The sequence below is a fragment of the Nocardia suismassiliense genome, from assembly GCF_900269665.1.
Classification (GTDB): Bacteria; Actinomycetota; Actinomycetes; order Mycobacteriales; family Mycobacteriaceae; genus Nocardia; species Nocardia suismassiliense.
This window is the reverse complement of sequence record NZ_LT985361.1, coordinates 1,829,990-1,845,213: the sequence shown is the minus strand read 5'-3', so window position 1 is coordinate 1,845,213 and position 15,224 is coordinate 1,829,990. Positions and strand designations below refer to the sequence as shown.

The 15,224-nt window shown below is 68.0% G+C and carries 18 protein-coding genes; 5 read left to right on the top strand and 13 right to left on the bottom strand.

The window, feature by feature from the left end:
• Positions 1-19: 19 nt before the first annotated feature.
• The 3 genes from DBO33_RS08260 to DBO33_RS08250 form a co-directional block, all read right to left on the bottom strand.
• A complete protein-coding gene (locus tag DBO33_RS08260) occupies positions 20-2,053 on the bottom strand; it encodes an MDR family MFS transporter (RefSeq protein ID WP_107654497.1) in 2,034 nt (677 codons plus the stop codon).
• Positions 2,054-2,131: 78 nt separating this feature from the next.
• A complete protein-coding gene (locus DBO33_RS08255; RefSeq protein WP_107654496.1) occupies positions 2,132-3,085 on the bottom strand; it encodes a sigma-70 family RNA polymerase sigma factor in 954 nt (317 codons plus the stop codon).
• An 80-nt stretch (positions 3,086-3,165) separates the two neighbouring features.
• Entirely contained in the window at positions 3,166-3,441 is a 276-nt protein-coding gene (locus DBO33_RS08250; protein WP_107654495.1) for a hypothetical protein, read from the bottom strand.
• A gap of 100 nt (positions 3,442-3,541) precedes the next feature.
• On the opposite strand from DBO33_RS08250, the gene DBO33_RS08245 reads away from it, so the two are divergent.
• Positions 3,542-4,177 carry a TetR/AcrR family transcriptional regulator gene (locus tag DBO33_RS08245; protein WP_107654494.1) on the top strand — a complete coding sequence of 212 codons (636 nt, stop codon included), beginning with the start codon at positions 3,542-3,544 and terminating at the stop codon, positions 4,175-4,177.
• Here DBO33_RS08245 and DBO33_RS08240 read toward each other — a convergent pair.
• Positions 4,162-4,800 (bottom strand): TetR/AcrR family transcriptional regulator, encoded by a 639-nt coding sequence (locus DBO33_RS08240; protein WP_234391338.1) that lies wholly within the window; start codon positions 4,798-4,800, stop codon positions 4,162-4,164. The two genes, DBO33_RS08245 and DBO33_RS08240, sit on opposite strands and share 16 nt — an antisense overlap.
• A 203-nt stretch (positions 4,801-5,003) precedes the next feature.
• Here DBO33_RS08240 and DBO33_RS08235 point away from each other — a divergent pair, with 203 nt between their 5' ends.
• From DBO33_RS08235 to DBO33_RS08220, 4 genes are all read left to right on the top strand, one after another.
• On the top strand, positions 5,004-6,410 hold the full coding sequence (locus DBO33_RS08235) for a lipase family protein (RefSeq protein ID WP_107654493.1): 1,407 nt from the start codon (positions 5,004-5,006) through the stop codon (positions 6,408-6,410).
• A gap of 204 nt (positions 6,411-6,614) precedes the next feature.
• Entirely contained in the window at positions 6,615-7,490 is an 876-nt protein-coding gene (locus DBO33_RS08230; protein ID WP_107654492.1) for an oxidoreductase, read from the top strand.
• A 97-nt stretch (positions 7,491-7,587) separates the two neighbouring features.
• Positions 7,588-8,037 carry a transcriptional regulator gene (locus tag DBO33_RS08225; protein ID WP_107654491.1) on the top strand — a complete coding sequence of 150 codons (450 nt, stop codon included), beginning with the start codon at positions 7,588-7,590 and terminating at the stop codon, positions 8,035-8,037.
• Entirely contained in the window at positions 8,034-8,423 is a 390-nt protein-coding gene (locus DBO33_RS08220; protein ID WP_407670497.1) for a DUF3817 domain-containing protein, read from the top strand. Before DBO33_RS08225 ends, DBO33_RS08220 begins: the two co-directional genes overlap by 4 nt.
• Positions 8,424-8,558: 135 nt before the next feature.
• On the opposite strand, the gene rdgB is transcribed toward DBO33_RS08220, so the two are convergent.
• The 9 genes from rdgB to aosR all read right to left on the bottom strand — a co-directional run bounded on the left by rdgB (position 8,559) and on the right by aosR (position 15,212).
• Complete coding sequence (gene rdgB, locus DBO33_RS08215) at positions 8,559-9,170, bottom strand: RdgB/HAM1 family non-canonical purine NTP pyrophosphatase (protein WP_107654490.1); 612 nt, start codon at positions 9,168-9,170, stop codon at positions 8,559-8,561.
• 2 nt (positions 9,171-9,172) lie between these two features.
• Complete coding sequence (gene rph / locus DBO33_RS08210) at positions 9,173-9,943, bottom strand: ribonuclease PH (RefSeq protein WP_107654489.1); 771 nt, start codon at positions 9,941-9,943, stop codon at positions 9,173-9,175.
• 41 nt (positions 9,944-9,984) lie between these two features.
• Positions 9,985-10,749: a cyclic nucleotide-degrading phosphodiesterase gene (locus DBO33_RS08205; RefSeq protein WP_107654488.1), complete on the bottom strand. Its 765-nt coding sequence runs from the start codon at positions 10,747-10,749 to the stop codon at positions 9,985-9,987.
• Between the two features lie 69 nt (positions 10,750-10,818).
• Positions 10,819-11,553, bottom strand: a complete 735-nt coding sequence (locus tag DBO33_RS08200; RefSeq protein WP_107660075.1) for a rhomboid family protein — start codon at positions 11,551-11,553, stop codon at positions 10,819-10,821.
• Positions 11,554-11,646: 93 nt separating this feature from the next.
• Positions 11,647-12,609: a PLP-dependent cysteine synthase family protein gene (locus tag DBO33_RS08195; protein ID WP_107654487.1), complete on the bottom strand. Its 963-nt coding sequence runs from the start codon at positions 12,607-12,609 to the stop codon at positions 11,647-11,649.
• Positions 12,610-12,617: 8 nt separating this feature from the next.
• On the bottom strand, positions 12,618-12,890 hold the full coding sequence (locus DBO33_RS08190) for a MoaD/ThiS family protein (RefSeq protein ID WP_107654486.1): 273 nt from the start codon (positions 12,888-12,890) through the stop codon (positions 12,618-12,620).
• Between the two features lie 34 nt (positions 12,891-12,924).
• Positions 12,925-13,347: a Mov34/MPN/PAD-1 family protein gene (locus DBO33_RS08185; protein WP_107654485.1), complete on the bottom strand. Its 423-nt coding sequence runs from the start codon at positions 13,345-13,347 to the stop codon at positions 12,925-12,927.
• 102 nt (positions 13,348-13,449) lie between these two features.
• Positions 13,450-14,511: a P1 family peptidase gene (locus DBO33_RS08180; protein ID WP_147136294.1), complete on the bottom strand. Its 1,062-nt coding sequence runs from the start codon at positions 14,509-14,511 to the stop codon at positions 13,450-13,452.
• A gap of 131 nt (positions 14,512-14,642) precedes the next feature.
• On the bottom strand, positions 14,643-15,212 hold the full coding sequence (gene aosR, locus DBO33_RS08175; protein ID WP_107654483.1) for an oxidative stress transcriptional regulator AosR: 570 nt from the start codon (positions 15,210-15,212) through the stop codon (positions 14,643-14,645).
• Positions 15,213-15,224: the final 12 nt, after the last annotated feature.

Here is a 15,224-nt window from a genome sequence, read left to right as displayed (position 1 = left end):
ATCGCAATGCGGGTTGTTTTCAGGCGCGGGCGGGCTCGTGCTCGCCGGTTTCTTCCTCGAGCAGCTTGGCGGCGACGTTGTCCAGGGCTTGGTCGAACAGCGCGCGATCGGCCGGATCGTCGTTGTTCCAGTCGTCGAGCGAGCTGTCGAGCCACCGGCGCCACGCGGCCTTCACCCGGTCCAGCTCGGCCTGGCCCTGGTCGGTCAGCCGCAGTTCCCGGCCGTCATCGATGAGGTATCCCTTGGTGGCCACCCGCCGATAGATCGGCTCGAGCACGTCGTCGGGCAGCTTGTGCGCCCGCGCGACCGAGTCGATCGTCGCACCGCCCTTGACGCGGTCGCGCAGGTAGACCTGGCCGAGCGCCCAGGCCTCACCGCGGCTCAGCGTGCTACCCGCGTCGGCGAGGATGCGCGGCCCGATCGGTCCCTCGGCATGTGATTTGCGCAGGGTTCCGGCGATGGCCCGCTCCAGCTGCACCACCCGGTCCGCGGAGTCGGGCACCGAGAAGCCGCCGCCGACATCGCCCGCGCCGGTGCGGGCACTGTCACGCAGCGGCACTTCTTTGAGGAACCAGGCGACCACGAAGCCGACCAGCGCCACCGGAACCACCCAGACGAAGACGTGGTCGATGGTCTTCGCGTAGGCGTCGATGATGGGTGCCGCCACGTCGTCGGGCACCGCCTGCAGCGACTGCGGATTCGCCGCCACCTCCGGCGGCACTACCTTCGCCTGCGCCAGCCCCTCGCGCAGGTTCGGGCCGATCTCGTTGCTGTACAGGGTGCCGAAAATCGCGGTGCCGAAAGTACTTCCGAGGGTGCGGAAGAAGGTGACGCCGGAGGTTGCGGTGCCGAGTTGCGCGTAGGGCACGGTGTTCTGCACGACGATGGTGAGCACCTGCATGGTCAGGCCGATGCCCAGACCCAGCACCATCATGTACAGCGATTCTTCCCAGAAGCCGGTGTCGCGGCCCATGGTCGACATCAGGTACAGCCCGAGCGCCATCACCAGCGTGCCGACGATCGGGAAGTACCGGTAGTGGCCGGTCTTGCCGACCACCTGGCCGGACAGGATCGAGGTGACCAGCAGGCCCACCACCAGCGGTAGCGAGCGCACGCCGGACATGGTCGCCGAAACCCCGTCCACGTACTGCAGATACGCGGGCAGATAGGTGATCGAGCCGAGCATCGCGAAACCGCAGATGAAGCTCAGGATCGAGCACACCGTGAACACCCGGCTGCGGAACAAGCCCATCGGCAGCATGGGTTCCTTCGCCCGCAGTTCGATCACCACGAACGCCGCGAACAGCACCACCGAGGCCGCGAACAGTCCGAGGATCATCGACGAGCCCCACGGGTACTCCTGCCCGCCCCATTCGAGCCCGAGAATGAGCGTCGAAACCGCCACGGCGACAAGCCCGATGCCCGCGTAGTCGATGATCGGCTTGATGACCGCGCGCACCCGGGGAATGGTGCGGGCCGACATCACGATCATGAGAATCGCGATCGGCACGTTGACGTAGAAGCACCAGCGCCAGCTAGCGTGGTCGGTGAACAGGCCGCCGAGCGTCGGCCCGATCACCGTGGTGACACCGAAAACGGCACCGAGCGCGCCCTGATACTTGCCGCGCTGACGCAGCGGGATGGTGTCGGCGATGAGCGCCATCGCCGTGACCATCAGTCCGCCGCCGCCGAAGCCCTGGATGCCGCGGGCGATGATCAGCATCATCATCCCGTTCGCCAGGCCGGCGATCATCGAACCGATGATGAAGATCAACGCGCTGAGCTGGAAGACCAGCTTGCGGCCGAACAGATCGCCGAGCTTGCCCGCCAGCGCGGTCGCCACCGCCTCGGCGAGCAGATAGGCCGTGACCACCCAGGCCATGTGCCCCGCCTCGCCGAGGTCGGCGACGATCGTCGGCAGCGCGGTGGACACGATCGTCTGATCGAGCGCGGCCAGCAGCATGCCCAGCACAATCGTGGCGAACACAATGTTGGTCTTCGCCCGGCTCATCGGCTCGGGGGCTTTCTCGGCGACAGCGACTGCACCGGTCATCGACTCAGTATGGTCTTGATCCGCCCTCCTGTCCGTCCAGCGACACGGCAGCGACTCGACGGGCGGTGGCGGCCGGGCTCAGCCGAGCAGGCCTTCGAGCACCTTGGCCCGCGTCGGTTGCCGCAGCTTGGCCATGCCTTTGGCCTCGATCTGGCGGGCCCGTTCGCGCGACACTCCATAGGTCTTGCCGACCTCGTCGAGCGTCTTCGGCTCGGCGCCGTGCAGACCGTAACGCAGGGCGATCACCTCGGCTTCGCGCTCGGACAATGCGGCCAGAACCTTATCGAGCTGGACCCGCACCGCCGACGCCAGCGCCGCATCGGATGGGTCCGGTGCGGTGTCGGCGATGAGCTGACCCAGCTCGGCGGTGTCGTCCTCGCCGACCGGCGTGTGCAGCGAAATGGGTTCGCGCGCATGATCGAGCACCTCGCGCACCTTCTCCGGCGTCATGTCGAGTTCCACGGCCAGTTCGGCCGGGCTGACCGCGCGGCCGAGCTGCTGGGTGAGCGCCCGCTGGGTGCGGACCACCCGATTCAGCACCTCGACGACGTGAACCGGGATGCGAATGGTGCGGCCCTGATCGGCCAGCGCGCGGCCGATGCCCTGCTTGATCCACCAGGTGGCGTAGGTGGAGAACTTCAGCCCGCGGTGGTGATCGAACTTCTCCACCGCGCGCATCATGCCGACGGTGCCCTCCTGCACCAGGTCAAGCAGCGACATGCCGACGGGCGTCGGGTAACGCTTGGCGATCGAGACGACCAGGCGCAGGTTGGCCTCGACCATGTGGTCCTTGGCGCGCTGACCGTCGATGACGCGCCGGCGCAGTGCACGGTGTTCCGCCGGGTCGAGCTCGGCCTCGTCGGCGAGCCGTTGGCCGGCCAGCACCCCCGCCTCGATGCGCTGGGCGAGCTCGACCTCTTCGGTGGCGGTGAGCAGCGGGGTGCGGGCGATGAGCCGCAGGTAGTCGTTGACCGGGTCTTCGCTGACGGTGCCGGACACGCGAGCCGGGCGGGCGGTGCAGAGCTTGGTCACGGGTGAGTCCTTCCGAAGGGAGCGAACCGGTCGTCGGCGCGGTGCTGCGCCGACGACCGGCGGGGGCAGTGCTCGGCTGGTCAGCCGCGACCTGGGATGCGCAGCGGGCGCTGCGGGGCCGCCCGGAAGGCGGTCCGGTTGGGCGAGAGGACCTTTCGGTCGAGTCGCTGCGTGCCGGGGAAGGCGTTGGCGCGCGACTTCTTTCGCTTGGTCGCGGCTTCGGTCGGCGCGAAGCGCTCGAGCACGGCGTCGATGGTGGTCTGTGCGGTGGTCTTGTCGGCCATGGTGGCTGGTCCCTTTCGGTCGGTGGTGGAGCTGGTGCGGGCCGGGGTTGCTTCGACAAGTCCGTGGTTCATCGAGGTGCTGCTCCTTCGTTCTGACGACGAGCACAAACTTAGAACAGACATAAAAATATGTCAAGCATAAATTTTGGTCGGTATCAGCTATGGTGATGTCATGAGTACCGAGACGTTGGGCCTGCGGGACCGGAAAAAGCTGCAGACCAGGGAGAACATCTCCCATCACGCGACCATGCTGTTCCTCGAGCACGGCTTCGACAAGGTGACGATCGCCGACGTCGCGGCCGCCGCACAGGTCGCCAAGATGACGGTGACCAACTACTTCCCGCGCAAAGAGGACCTGGCGCTCGACCTGGCGGACGTGTTCATCGACCAGCTCGCGCGCACCGTTCGCGAACGCGAACCCGGCGAGTCCGCGTTGGCGGCACTGCGCAGCGCCTACCTGACGGCAGCGGCCGAACAGGATCCGGTGGTCGGCTTCTCCGGACCGGAGTTCGCCAAGATGATCAACGACAGTCCCGCACTGACGGCGCGGCTGCGCGAATTCCACGACGAGCGCGAGCAGGCCCTAGCCGCGACGCTCACCGCCGAAACCGGTGCGGCGGCAACGGATATCACGCCGCGGGTGGCGGCGGCTCAACTGGGCGGGGTGCACCGGGTGCTGTTCGACGAGACCATGCGCCGAACCCTCGACGGTCAGCCGAACGACGAAATCGCCGCAGCTCTCACCGAATACATCACCATCGCGTTCGACGCGCTGGCCCCGTCGCTGGCTACTTACGCCGTGCGCTGATCCGGAACTTCCATCAGCGACAGCGCGATCGGCACCAGCAGTTCCACCAGCTCCCCCACCGACGGACGCGGGTCGGCCAGCACCCATTCATGCGCCAGGCCGTTGATCGCGCCGATCAGTGCGCTTGCGCCCCAGGCACTTCCGCCGCGAATCCGAGCGCCGGGCGCCACCGTGGGCACCAATTTGGTGTCCAGCAGCTGCGCCCACGCGTGCCGCCGTTCGCGCCGATGCCGCTCCATCCGGTCACTGACGCCGACGACCTCGATGAAGGCGACCTTGGCGCGATACGGGTCCGAGCCGATCGACCCCAGATAGGCCGAGACCATCGCGGTCATCGCCGCGGTCATGTCGAAGCGCGGGTCGAGGTCGGTCAGCGCCGCGAGCAGCACGGCGGCCGCCTCGTCCTGGATTCGGTCGTAGGCGGCGACCAGCACGTCTTCCCTGGTCTGGAACTCCTCGTAGAACTGCCGCTTGGACAGTGACGCGGCGGCGCAGACGTCGGCCAGCGAGCAGTTCGCGTAGCCGCGTTCGGCGAAGATCCGGGTCGCCGCGTCCAGGAAGCGCTCGCGGCGTTCGGCCTTGCGCTCCGTGACGGCGCGTCCGCCGTACTGCCTGCCAACCATGGTCACGCTCCCACCGTATCCGAGGCGCGGCCCGACCCATGCGTACCTGCGCATTCGCTCCGGCTTCGAGAGGTGTGCACCCCCGCTGCGAGGCACGTCTCGGCCACCGATGTTTGTGATTCACGTCATGGCGATGCATACTCGTCAACAGTCTGAAACCGATTGGGCTCACATGTGCGCCCGGGCAACAAAGAGGTTGATCTGTGGTTACACCGCGCAAGCACGCATCGAAGCTGCTCGCGGCCCTCGCCGTGCTGGCGGCCGGGCTGCCCTTCGCCCTCGCCGGGGCGGCCGTCGCGGAGCCGGATACGCCGCCGATCCAGCCCGCACTGCAGTTCCCGATTCCGCCGATGCCGCCCGGCTTCGATCCCGCGTTCTATCGCCCGGCACCGGAAACCTACGCGGATCTCGCACCCGGCCAGATCATCGCGGCCCGCCAGGTGCACGTGGCGAATCTGTCGCTGATACCGGTCAACGTCGATTCCTGGCAGCTGTCGTATCGGTCGACCAACACCCGCGGCGAGCCGATCGCCGCGGTGGCCACGGTGCTGAAGCCGCGCGGTCACGTCGCCGATCGGCCGCTGTTCTCCTACCAGATCGCCGAGGACTCCACCGGCAACTACTGCATGCCGTCCTATCAGCTGCAGATGGGCTCGATCCCCGCCACGCTCACCGGCTCGATCCTGGTAGCGGCGCAGTTCCTGGAGGTCCAGGCGGCGCTGGCGCAGGGCTGGGCGGTGGTCGTGCCCGATCATCAAGGACCCGATTCCGCTTATGCCGCAGGGCCGTTGGCGGGCCGGATCACCCTGGACGGCATCCGCGCCGCGACCACCTTCGATCCGATGGAGTTGTCCGGGAACGCAACCCGGGTCGGGCTGATGGGCTACTCCGGCGGCGCCATCGCCACCGGCCACGCCGCCGAGCTGAAGCGCAGTTACGCGCCGGAACTGAATATCGTCGGCGTCGCCGAGGGCGGCATCCCCGCCGACCTGTCGGCCGCGCTGAAGATGGCCAACGGCAACCTCTCCGCCGGACTGATCTTCGCGGGTGCGCTCGGCGTCTCGCGCGAATACCCGGAGCTGCGAAACTTCCTCGACACCAACATGAACGGCCTCGGCAAGCTGATGATGGCGGCGAAGGAGCAGCTCTGCGCGAGCTACCAGTCCATCTTCTTCCCGTTCGCCGACAACATCGGCATGCTCGCCAAGAATCCGTTCAGCGATCCCACGGTCACCGCGGTGCTGGACAAGACCAAGATGGGCAAGGCCGTGCCGGACATGCCGATGTTCATGTTCCAGGCGAACCCGGACTGGCTGATCCCGGTCGGCCCGGTCAACGACCTCGTCGCCTATTACGCCCAGGACCCCAACGCCCGCGTCGAATACATCCGCGATCACTTCAGCGAGCACCTGACGCTCGACCCGATCGGCGCGCCGCGCGCGCTGCTGTGGCTGCGCGACCGCTTCGCCGGCAAACCCGTCGCACCCGGGGTGACGACCACCGATGTCGGCTCGATGATGCTCGACCCGGCGACCTGGCAGGTATGGAGCGACACGGTCGGCACGACCCTGGCGGCCGTGTTCCAGCAACCAATCGGCAGCGGACGCTGAGTGAACTTCGCGTGCGCGGGTTGTGATCTTTGACGAAGGCCGTGCGATTTGCCGGGCGCGCTGCTGTGATCGCTTGCGACTGTGCTCTCTCGCGGCGGTTTCCGCACCCGGCCGAGTGACAGGTATCACCTCCGTCTGAGACACTCGTCATCGAACCGGGGTGAACCCCTTCCCCGGAAACTTACTCCAGAGTAAGGTTGTTTCATGGCGTGGAAACCTACTGAAATCCCGGATCAGACCGGACGCACCTTCGTGATCACCGGCGCGAACGGCGGGTTGGGCGCCGTGACCACCGAGGTCCTCGCGGCCAACGGCGCGACCGTCATCATGGCCTGCCGCAACGCGGCCAAGGCCCAGGCGGTCGCCGACGGCATCACCGGCGACGTCCGCGTCGCCGAGCTCGACCTGTCCGACCTGGCGTCGGTACGTAAATTCGCCGACGAATCAGGCGAGATCGACGTGCTGATCAACAACGCGGGCCTGATGAACGTGCCGTTCTCGCGCACCAAGGACGGCTTCGAGACCCAATGGGGCGTCGACCACCTCGCCCACTTCGCGCTGACCGGTCTGCTGCTGGACCGCATCCGCGACCGGGTGGTGACGCTGGCCAGCATCGCGCACAAGCAGACCCCCAAGCTGTGGATCGACGACCTCAACTACGAGAACCGGCGCTACCAGCGCAATCTCGCCTACGCGCAGGCCAAGCTGTCGAACCTGATGTTCGCCAGGGAACTACAGCGCAGGCTCGCCGAATCCGGTTCCGCCAAGCGGTCTTACGCGGTGCACCCCGGTGTCTCGGCCACCGACCTGTTCGCCAGGACCGAGACCCCGGTCGACCGGATCATCAAGCCGTTCGTCGCGCTCATCGGGCACCCGCCGAAGAAGGCCGCGCACTCCTCGCTGTTCGCCGCGACAATGCCGGACGCCGATCCCGAGGTCTACTGGGGTCCGCGCCGGTTCTTCCAGACCCAGGGGCCGGTGGAGGCGTCGCCGTCGAGCCGGCTGTCCAAGAACAAGGAACTCTGGAAGCGGCTCTGGGAAGAATCCGAGCGACTGACGGGCGTCACCTACAAGTTCTGAGCCCAGCGACCCGCCTGCCGACGTGGGCGGGTCGTTGCGGATTCCGACCGCCCACCTGCTCCTACGGGCCGCGTAGTAGACGGGTACCGTAGTAGCCGTGTCCGCTTCACCCCGCCGCTCGGCACACAATCGCCCGGCCCTCATCGCGCTGGTGATCGTCGCTGCCCTCGGCTGCTTGGCGCTGGCGTGGTGGCAGTGGCAGCGGTTCGAATCGACCAGCGGCACCGGCCAGAATCTGGGGTACGCGCTGCAGTGGCCGTTGTTCGCGGCGTTCGCGGTGTTCGCCTACTTCCGGTTCGTCCGGCTGGAACGCGAAGCCGAGGAGAGCGAGAACCCCGGCGACCAGCCCAGGCCCAGCCCGAAAAAGGCTGCGCCGCGCGAGATTCCGGCCGGCCTGCTGCCGGAACGGCCGAAGGCCATCCGCGACGACGACCCGGTGCTCGCCGAATACAACAGGTATCTGGCCGAACTGCACGCCCAAGACATCGATGATCAGGTCCGCGAGGCGGGCCTGCATACCCGCGACACCGAGAGGAGCGCCGGTTGACCGCCAGCGAGAATTCCACCGAGAGCACCGCGGCCACCGAGCGCACCCTGGCACCCGCGCGCACCGGCGGCGCCGACACCGCCAAGATCAAGTCCGCGCTGCTGCGGTACCGCACCCTGGCCTGGATCACCGGCCTCTGGCTGCTGCTGCTCACCGGCGAGATGATCGCCAAGTACGGCTTCCACGTGCACACCCCCAGCTGGATCGCCGTCGTGCACGGCTGGGTGTACTTCGTCTACCTGCTGGTCACCGCCGACCTCGCGGTCAAGGTGCGCTGGCCGGTGCTGCGCACCGTAGGCACCCTGCTCGCAGGCACCATCCCGCTGCTGTCCTTCTTCGTCGAGCACGTCAACGCGAAAAAGGTCAAGGAAGAGTTCGGTATCTAGCACGCGACCGCCGCACACTTTTTGATTTCCCGCATACGGAATCGCATGCGATTCCGTATGCGGGAAATCAGAAGTTGTGCGGCTCACGTCATCGGCGGGCCGACCTGCGGCGAGTGCTCAGCGCCCGGCCCGTCCTCAGCTCTCGGCGAGCTCGGACAACGCGGGCAACAGCTGGGTGAGCGCGCGGCCTCGGTGCGAGACCGCATCCTTTTCAGCGGGACTCAGTTGCGCGGCGGAGGTGTCGCCACCCTCCGGGATGAACAGCGGGTCGTAGCCGAACCCACCGTCCCCCAGCGGTTTCCGGCCGACCGAACCCGGCCATTCGCCGCGCACCACGATCTCCGCGCCTTCCGGCACGACCAGCGCGCAGGTGGATACGAACCGCGCACCGCGCCGCTCGTCGGGCACATCGCCGAGTTGCGCGAGCAGCAGCGCGTTGTTGGCCGCGTCGTCACCGTGCCGCCCGGCCCAGCGCGCCGAGAGCACACCCGGCATGCCATTGAGCGCGTCCACCTCGATGCCGGAATCGTCTGCGACACAAACCAATCCGGTAGCAACAGCACCGTCACGTGCTTTGGCGAGCGCGTTCTCCTCGAACGTCGCGCCGGTCTCCGGCGCCTCGTCGTAGGCGGGCACGTCGTCCAGTCCGACGATCTCGATGCCCGCTATGCCCGCGTCGGCGAGAATGCGCCGCAGTTCGTTCAGCTTCTTGGCATTGCGGCTGGCCACCAGTACCCGGCGCGCCATGACTACTTCTTCTTCGGCTCGGACGGCTCCGGCAGCACACCGGGATACGGCAGGGCCAGCGCCTCCTTCTGGATGCCGAAGATCTGCTCGCAGCCGACCAGCGCGGAGTCCAGCATCTTGTCCAGGGTGGAGCGCGGGAAGGTGGCGCCCTCGCCGGTGCCCTGGATCTCGACCAGGGTGCCGGTGTCGGTGGCGACCACGTTCATGTCGACCTCTGCGCGCGAATCCTCTTCGTAGGGCAGGTCCAGGCGCACCCGGCCGTCGACCACGCCGACGCTCACCGCGGCGATCGCGCAGGAGATGGGCTGCGGGTCGGCCAGCACGCCCTTGGCGGCCAGATAGGTGACCGCGTCGACGAGCGCGACGTAAGCGCCGGTGATGGCGGCGGTCCTGGTGCCGCCGTCGGCCTGCAGTACGTCACAGTCGATGGCGATGGTGTTCTCGCCGATGGCGGCCAGGTCGATGCAGGCGCGCAGCGAACGGCCGATCAGGCGGCTGATCTCCTGGGTGCGGCCGCCGACCTTGCCCTTCACCGACTCGCGTCCGCTGCGGGTGTGCGTGGCCGCGGGCAGCATCGCGTATTCGGCGGTGACCCAGCCGAGGCCGGAGTCGCGGCGCCACGGGGGCACGCCCTCGGTGACGCTCGCGGTGCACATCACCCGCGTCTGACCGAACTCGACCAGCACCGAACCCGCTGGATGCGTGGTGAATCCACGGGTGATCCTTACCTCGCGGAGTTCGTCGTCCGCCCTGCCATCGGCTCGTCTAGACACGCGCAGAGCTTAACTGCCGCACCTTCGCGCGGCTCCGGCGGTCAGAGATCGAACGTCTCACCCGGTGCGACGGCGTGCACGGGTCCGGAGAACTGCGCCTTGGCTTCGGCGATCACGTCTTCGCGAGAGGTCCACGGCGGAATGTGGGTGAGCAACAGTTCTTTGACACCCGCCTCGGCGGCGATCATGCCCGCCTCGGTGCCCGAAAGATGAATGCCGGGTGGCCGATTCGCGGGGTCGTGGGTCCACGACGCCTCGGCCATCAGAATGTCGGCACCTCGGGCGAGTTCTTTGACCGAATCGCACATCGCGGTGTCACCGGTATAGACGAAGGTGCGCCCGGCAGCCGTCACGATCCGCAGACCATAGGACTCCGGCGGATGGAACATCCGGCTCGCCGACACGATATGACCCGGCCCGAATTCGATCTGCTCGCCGGCATTCCACGGCTGCAGGTCGATCACGTCGGACCAGTCGTCGCATTCGCCGCCGACCTCGGCCGAGGCGTTGCCGATGCGCTGCGCGCTGTCCGACGGTCCGCGCACGATGGCCCGGCCGACCGGCGGTGTCGGGTGGTAGCGCCGCCAGACCAGCAGGCCGGGCAGATCGAGGCAGTGGTCGGCGTGCAGGTGGGTGAGGAAGATGTCGACCTCACCGGGATCGGCATACCGTTGCAACGCGCCGAGCACGCCGGGCCCGAAATCGATCACCACGGGCGTCATATCCGGCCCGGTCAGCAAATAGCCCGACGCTGGGGAGTCCGGGCCGGACACGCTGCCCGAGCACCCGAGGACGGTTAGGCGCATTCCCCCATGCTCCCACGACGAATTCTCCATCAAGAAACTATCCCCCACATTTCTCGACGAGCCGCTGAATCACCGTGGCGACGCAATGACTCCGGCCTGATTCCCGCGACGATTCCGGCGTGCATCACCAGAGAGTACCCAGCCGGCGAGCACTCCACCCATCGCCCCGAAAAGGTGCCCCTGCCAAGAGATTCCAGCCTGGCCCGGCAATACGCCCCACAACAACGACCCGTAGAGCGCCAGCACCACGAGTCCGAGCACGATTTGCCCGACATTACGGGCGAACCACCCGCGCGAGATCAGGAACGTCAACCAGCCGAACACCAAGGCCGACGCGCCGAGGTGCACGCTGCCGGTGGCACCGGTCAGCCAGGTGCCCAGGCCTGCGACGATCCAGATGATCGCGGTCGCCACGAGGCCACGGCCGATGCCCGCGGCCAGCGCGAGAAAGCCGAGCACCAGGACGGGGAGGGTGTTGCCGATCAAATGCGGCCAGCCATAGTGCAGAACCGGTGCGAACAGAATGCCCCACAGCCCGTCGGCCTCTCGGGGGTGGATGCCCGCACTGTCGAGTCCGTTGTTATCGAGGGTGTCCACGCCTTCGATGCCGTACAACAGCGCGACGAATCCCGCGACGAGCACACCGGCGCGCAACCACAATTGCCGGACGGCAGCGAAGTTGTTCGACTGCACCGGGGGCGTTGTCGTGCGCGGCACCGTCGCACCGGGCTTCCCCAACCGCGCACGGATCGCCGCGATCCGATCAGGGTCGAATGACGAACCGATTCCCGAACCACCGGTCATCGCAGCCTCCTCGTCGAGCAGGAGCACGACGATGCAGCTAACGACCGTCGTCCCGCTATTGACGAGGGTACCGGCGCGACCGCCTGCGGGCAGTTACGCCCAGAGCTGCCCGTCGAGACGTTCCTCGGCCTCTTCCAGGGTCCCGTCGTACGCGCCGGTCGACAGGTATTTCCACCCGCCGTCGGCGACGACGAACGCGATGTCAGCGCGCTTGCCCGCCTTCGCCACCTTGCGGGCGACACCGAGCGCGGCGTGCAGGATGGCGCCGGTCGAGATGCCGGCGAAGATGCCCTCCTCGCCGACCAGCTCACGGGTGCGTTTCACCGCGTCGAACGGGCCCACCGAGAAACGGGTGGTCAGCACCGACTCGTCGTACAGCTCGGGAATGAAGCCCTCGTCGATGTTGCGCAGCCCGTAGACCAGCTCGCCGTAGCGCGGTTCGGCCGCGACGATCTCGATGTCCGGCACCTTCTCACGCAGGAAACGCCCGGTACCCATCAGCGTTCCGGTAGTGCCGAGGCCCGCCACGAAGTGCGTGATCTCCGGCAGGTCGGCCAGGATCTCCGGGCCGGTGGTCTCGTAATGCGCCAGCGCGTTCGCGGGGTTGCCGTACTGGTACAGCATCACCCAGTCCGGGTGCTCGGCGGCGATCTGCTTGGCCAGCGCGACGGCCTGATTGGAGCCGCCCGCGGCCGGGGAATCGATGATCTGCGCGCCGAACATGGTGAGCAGCTGCCGCCGCTCCACCGAGGTGTTCTCCGGCATCACACACACCAGCTGGTAGCCCTTGAGCTTGGCGGCCATGGCCAGCGAGATGCCGGTGTTGCCGCTGGTGGGTTCCAGGATGGTGCAACCGGGCGTCAGCCGGCCGTCGGCCTCGGCCTGCTCGATCATGCGCAGCGCGGGCCGATCCTTGATCGAGCCGGTCGGGTTGCGGTCCTCCAGCTTGGCCCACAGCCGCACGTGGTTGTCGCCGTCCCACTGCGGGGACAGGGTGCGCAGGCCGACCAGCGGGGTGTTGCCGAGGGTCGCGATCAGCGATTCATAACGCGCCACGGGTCGCCTCAGCCTCCGGCGACGGCAGGCAGGATGGTCACGCTCGCGTCGGCGGGCACCTCGGCGTCGAGGCCGCCGGAGAAACGCACGTCCTCGTCGTCGACGTAGATGTTGACGTAGCGGTTCAGCTTGCCGTCCTTGAGCAGGCGCTCAGCCAGGCCGGGATGGTTCGCGTCGAGGTCATCGATCAGCGCGCTCAGCGTGGCGCCCTGCGCCTGCACGCGCTTCTCGCCCTTGGTGAGCGAACGCATGATCGTCGGGATGGACACGGTTACCGGCATGGGGACTCCTCGGTTGCACGAACAAGCATCGGTTTCAGTCGGTTTCGTACGCGTCGACGATCCGCACCGATTCCTCGGTGACCTCGCCGTCGACGATCCGGTAGCTGCGCAGCTCGTGCTGCTCCGGGTCGCGGGTGGAGATCAGCACGTAGTGCGCGAACGGCTCGGACGCGTAGGACACATCGGTGCGGCTCGGGTACGCCTCGGTGGCGGTGTGCGAGTGGTAGATCACCACCGGCGTCTCGTCGGCGTCGTCCATCGCCCGCCACACCTTCAGCTGCTCACCGGAGTCGAACCGGTAGAAGGTGGGTGAGCGCTCGGCGTTGACCATGGCGACGAAGCGTTCCGGGCGATCGGAACCCTCCGGTCCGGCGATGATGCCGCACGCCTCGTCGGGATGATCGGCGCGCGCGTGCGCCACCATCGCCGCCACGAGGTCGGCCCTGATCACCAGCACTAGTCGAACCCTTTCGCAATGCCGACCCTGTCGCAGTCGACAACGAGTGAGAATATTCGGCTATTCCCCGGGGTCCGTCGCCCGGTCCCGGATTCCCCGCGATTAGCGGGGAAATAGTGCGCTGTACGCGGGGACTTCGCCCACCGAATGCGCGGACAGGATCGCGTCGACGATCGCGCGTTCCACACAGAGGGCCGCGGCGGTGCACAGCACGTCGACGAGGAACACGTCCGGCGGGAACGCGGGCGGCAGCGGGAAGCTCTCCGGTGGCTCCCAGTTACCGGTCGCCAGCGCGAAGAAGGTGTCGCCGTCGAACGGGGCGTGCGCGGGGCGGATCGCGCGGGCCAGCCCGTCGTGCGCGGCGGTGGCGAGGCGCTGACAACCCGTCGGGTTCAGCGGCGCGTCGGTGGCCACCACGCCGATGGTCGTATTCAGCCGCATGCCTTTCGCAGGCAGCGTGTTGGCGTGGGCCAGCTGCTCGGCGGTCGGTGGACGCAGGCCGAAATGATCCGGCCCGTCGGTGCCGACGCCCCACGGCAGGCCGGTGCGCGGATCGAAGGCCGAGCCCGCGGAGTTGGCGACGACCAGCGCGGAGACCGTGGCCCCGGCCGCCACACCCTCGCCGATCACCACGCTCGCGGAGCCGATGCCGCCCTTGAGCGCACCGGCTCGCGCACCGACGCCCGCGCCGACCACACCACGTTCGAAGTCGAGCGCCGCGGCGTCCGCGGCCCGGTAGCCGAAGTCGGCGGTGGGCCGAATGTCCCACGCGCCCAACGGCAGGTCGTAGACCACCGCGGCGGGCACGATCGGCACCACCCGGCTCGGATCGGTCGCGTCCATCGGGACACCTTCGCGGCGCTCTTCGAGCCAGCGCATCACCCCGTCGGCCGCCGCGAGCCCGTACGCGCTGCCACCGGTGAACAGGAGCGCGTTCACCTGGCGCACGGTGGTGGCCAGGTCGAGCACGTCGGTTTCCCTGGTGCCCGGCCCGCCGCCGCGCACGTCGACCGCGGCGGTCGCGCCGCCGGGGGCGAAGACGACGGTGGAGCCGGTCGCCGCGCCGGAGCCGAGCGTCGCGTCCGGGTCGAGTGCGTAGTGGTGCCCGACCAGCAGACCGGACACGTCGGTGAGCGAATTACGTTGCCCCGCTTGCACCTGCACAGTTGCTCCTGACTCTCGGTCGCGGCGCGACTGCGCCCGCATACAGGTTCTGTTCTACCTGTCCGGTCCGGTTCGCGCGGGACGGTGCCGCGGGTCTCAGGGAGCCGGCGCCTCAGGGGGCCGGGCTTGCCTCAGGGGGCCAGGGCTTGCAGCAGCGAGTCCTGCATCCAGGTGAGCCAGTGGTACACGTCCAGGTGTGGCGCGCGCGGATCGTCCGGGCTCAGATGGTCCGGGGTGTCGGCGTCGATCCCGAGCACCGTGCCCAGCGCGAGGCGCACGTCGGTGAGGGCGGTCAGCCAGGCGTCGGCCTGCTCGGGTGTGAGCACGATCTTGCCGCCCGATGTCGGCACGGTGTTCAGGATGACGCTGCCCGCCGCCAGCTTGGCGTCGATGATCTCCGGCTCGTGCAGGCCGCGCAGCGCGCTGTTGAGATCGGCGCGGTCTGCGTCGGGCGAACCGGGTTCACTGCGATGGAAGTCCGGCAGCAATCGGCGCAGCCGCGGATCCTCCGGCACTGCGGTGTTGCCGGTACGCAACCCGGTCAGCGCGGCGAGGTCGTCCTCGGGCGCGGCTTCGGCGCGCTCGCTGAGCAGTCCGGAGACAGCACCGACCAGCGAGCGCAGCACATTGGCCTCGCGTGCGTCCATCTCGGATCGCAGTTTGAGACCGCTCAGCGAGTTCTTTCTGCTCCACTTCCGCACGGCGTCAGGGTA

Bases quoted from the DNA above. Each gene is read 5' to 3' on its own strand.
- DBO33_RS08260 (WP_107654497.1), bottom strand. From the start codon at position 2,053: ATGACCGGTGCAGTCGCTGTCGCCGAGAAAGCCCCCGAGCCGATGAGC.
- DBO33_RS08205 (WP_107654488.1), bottom strand. From the start codon at position 10,749: ATGCGCCTAACCGTCCTCGGGTGCTCGGGCAGCGTGTCCGGCCCGGAC.
- DBO33_RS08230 (WP_107654492.1), top strand. From the start codon at position 6,615: ATGGCGTGGAAACCTACTGAAATCCCGGATCAGACCGGACGCACCTTC.
- DBO33_RS08190 (WP_107654486.1), bottom strand. From the start codon at position 12,890: ATGCCGGTAACCGTGTCCATCCCGACGATCATGCGTTCGCTCACCAAG.
- rdgB (WP_107654490.1), bottom strand. From the start codon at position 9,170: ATGGCGCGCCGGGTACTGGTGGCCAGCCGCAATGCCAAGAAGCTGAAC.
- DBO33_RS08200 (WP_107660075.1), bottom strand. From the start codon at position 11,553: ATGACCGGTGGTTCGGGAATCGGTTCGTCATTCGACCCTGATCGGATC.
- DBO33_RS08250 (WP_107654495.1), bottom strand. From the start codon at position 3,441: ATGAACCACGGACTTGTCGAAGCAACCCCGGCCCGCACCAGCTCCACC.
- DBO33_RS08240 (WP_234391338.1), bottom strand. From the start codon at position 4,800: ATGGTTGGCAGGCAGTACGGCGGACGCGCCGTCACGGAGCGCAAGGCC.
- DBO33_RS08245 (WP_107654494.1), top strand. From the start codon at position 3,542: ATGAGTACCGAGACGTTGGGCCTGCGGGACCGGAAAAAGCTGCAGACC.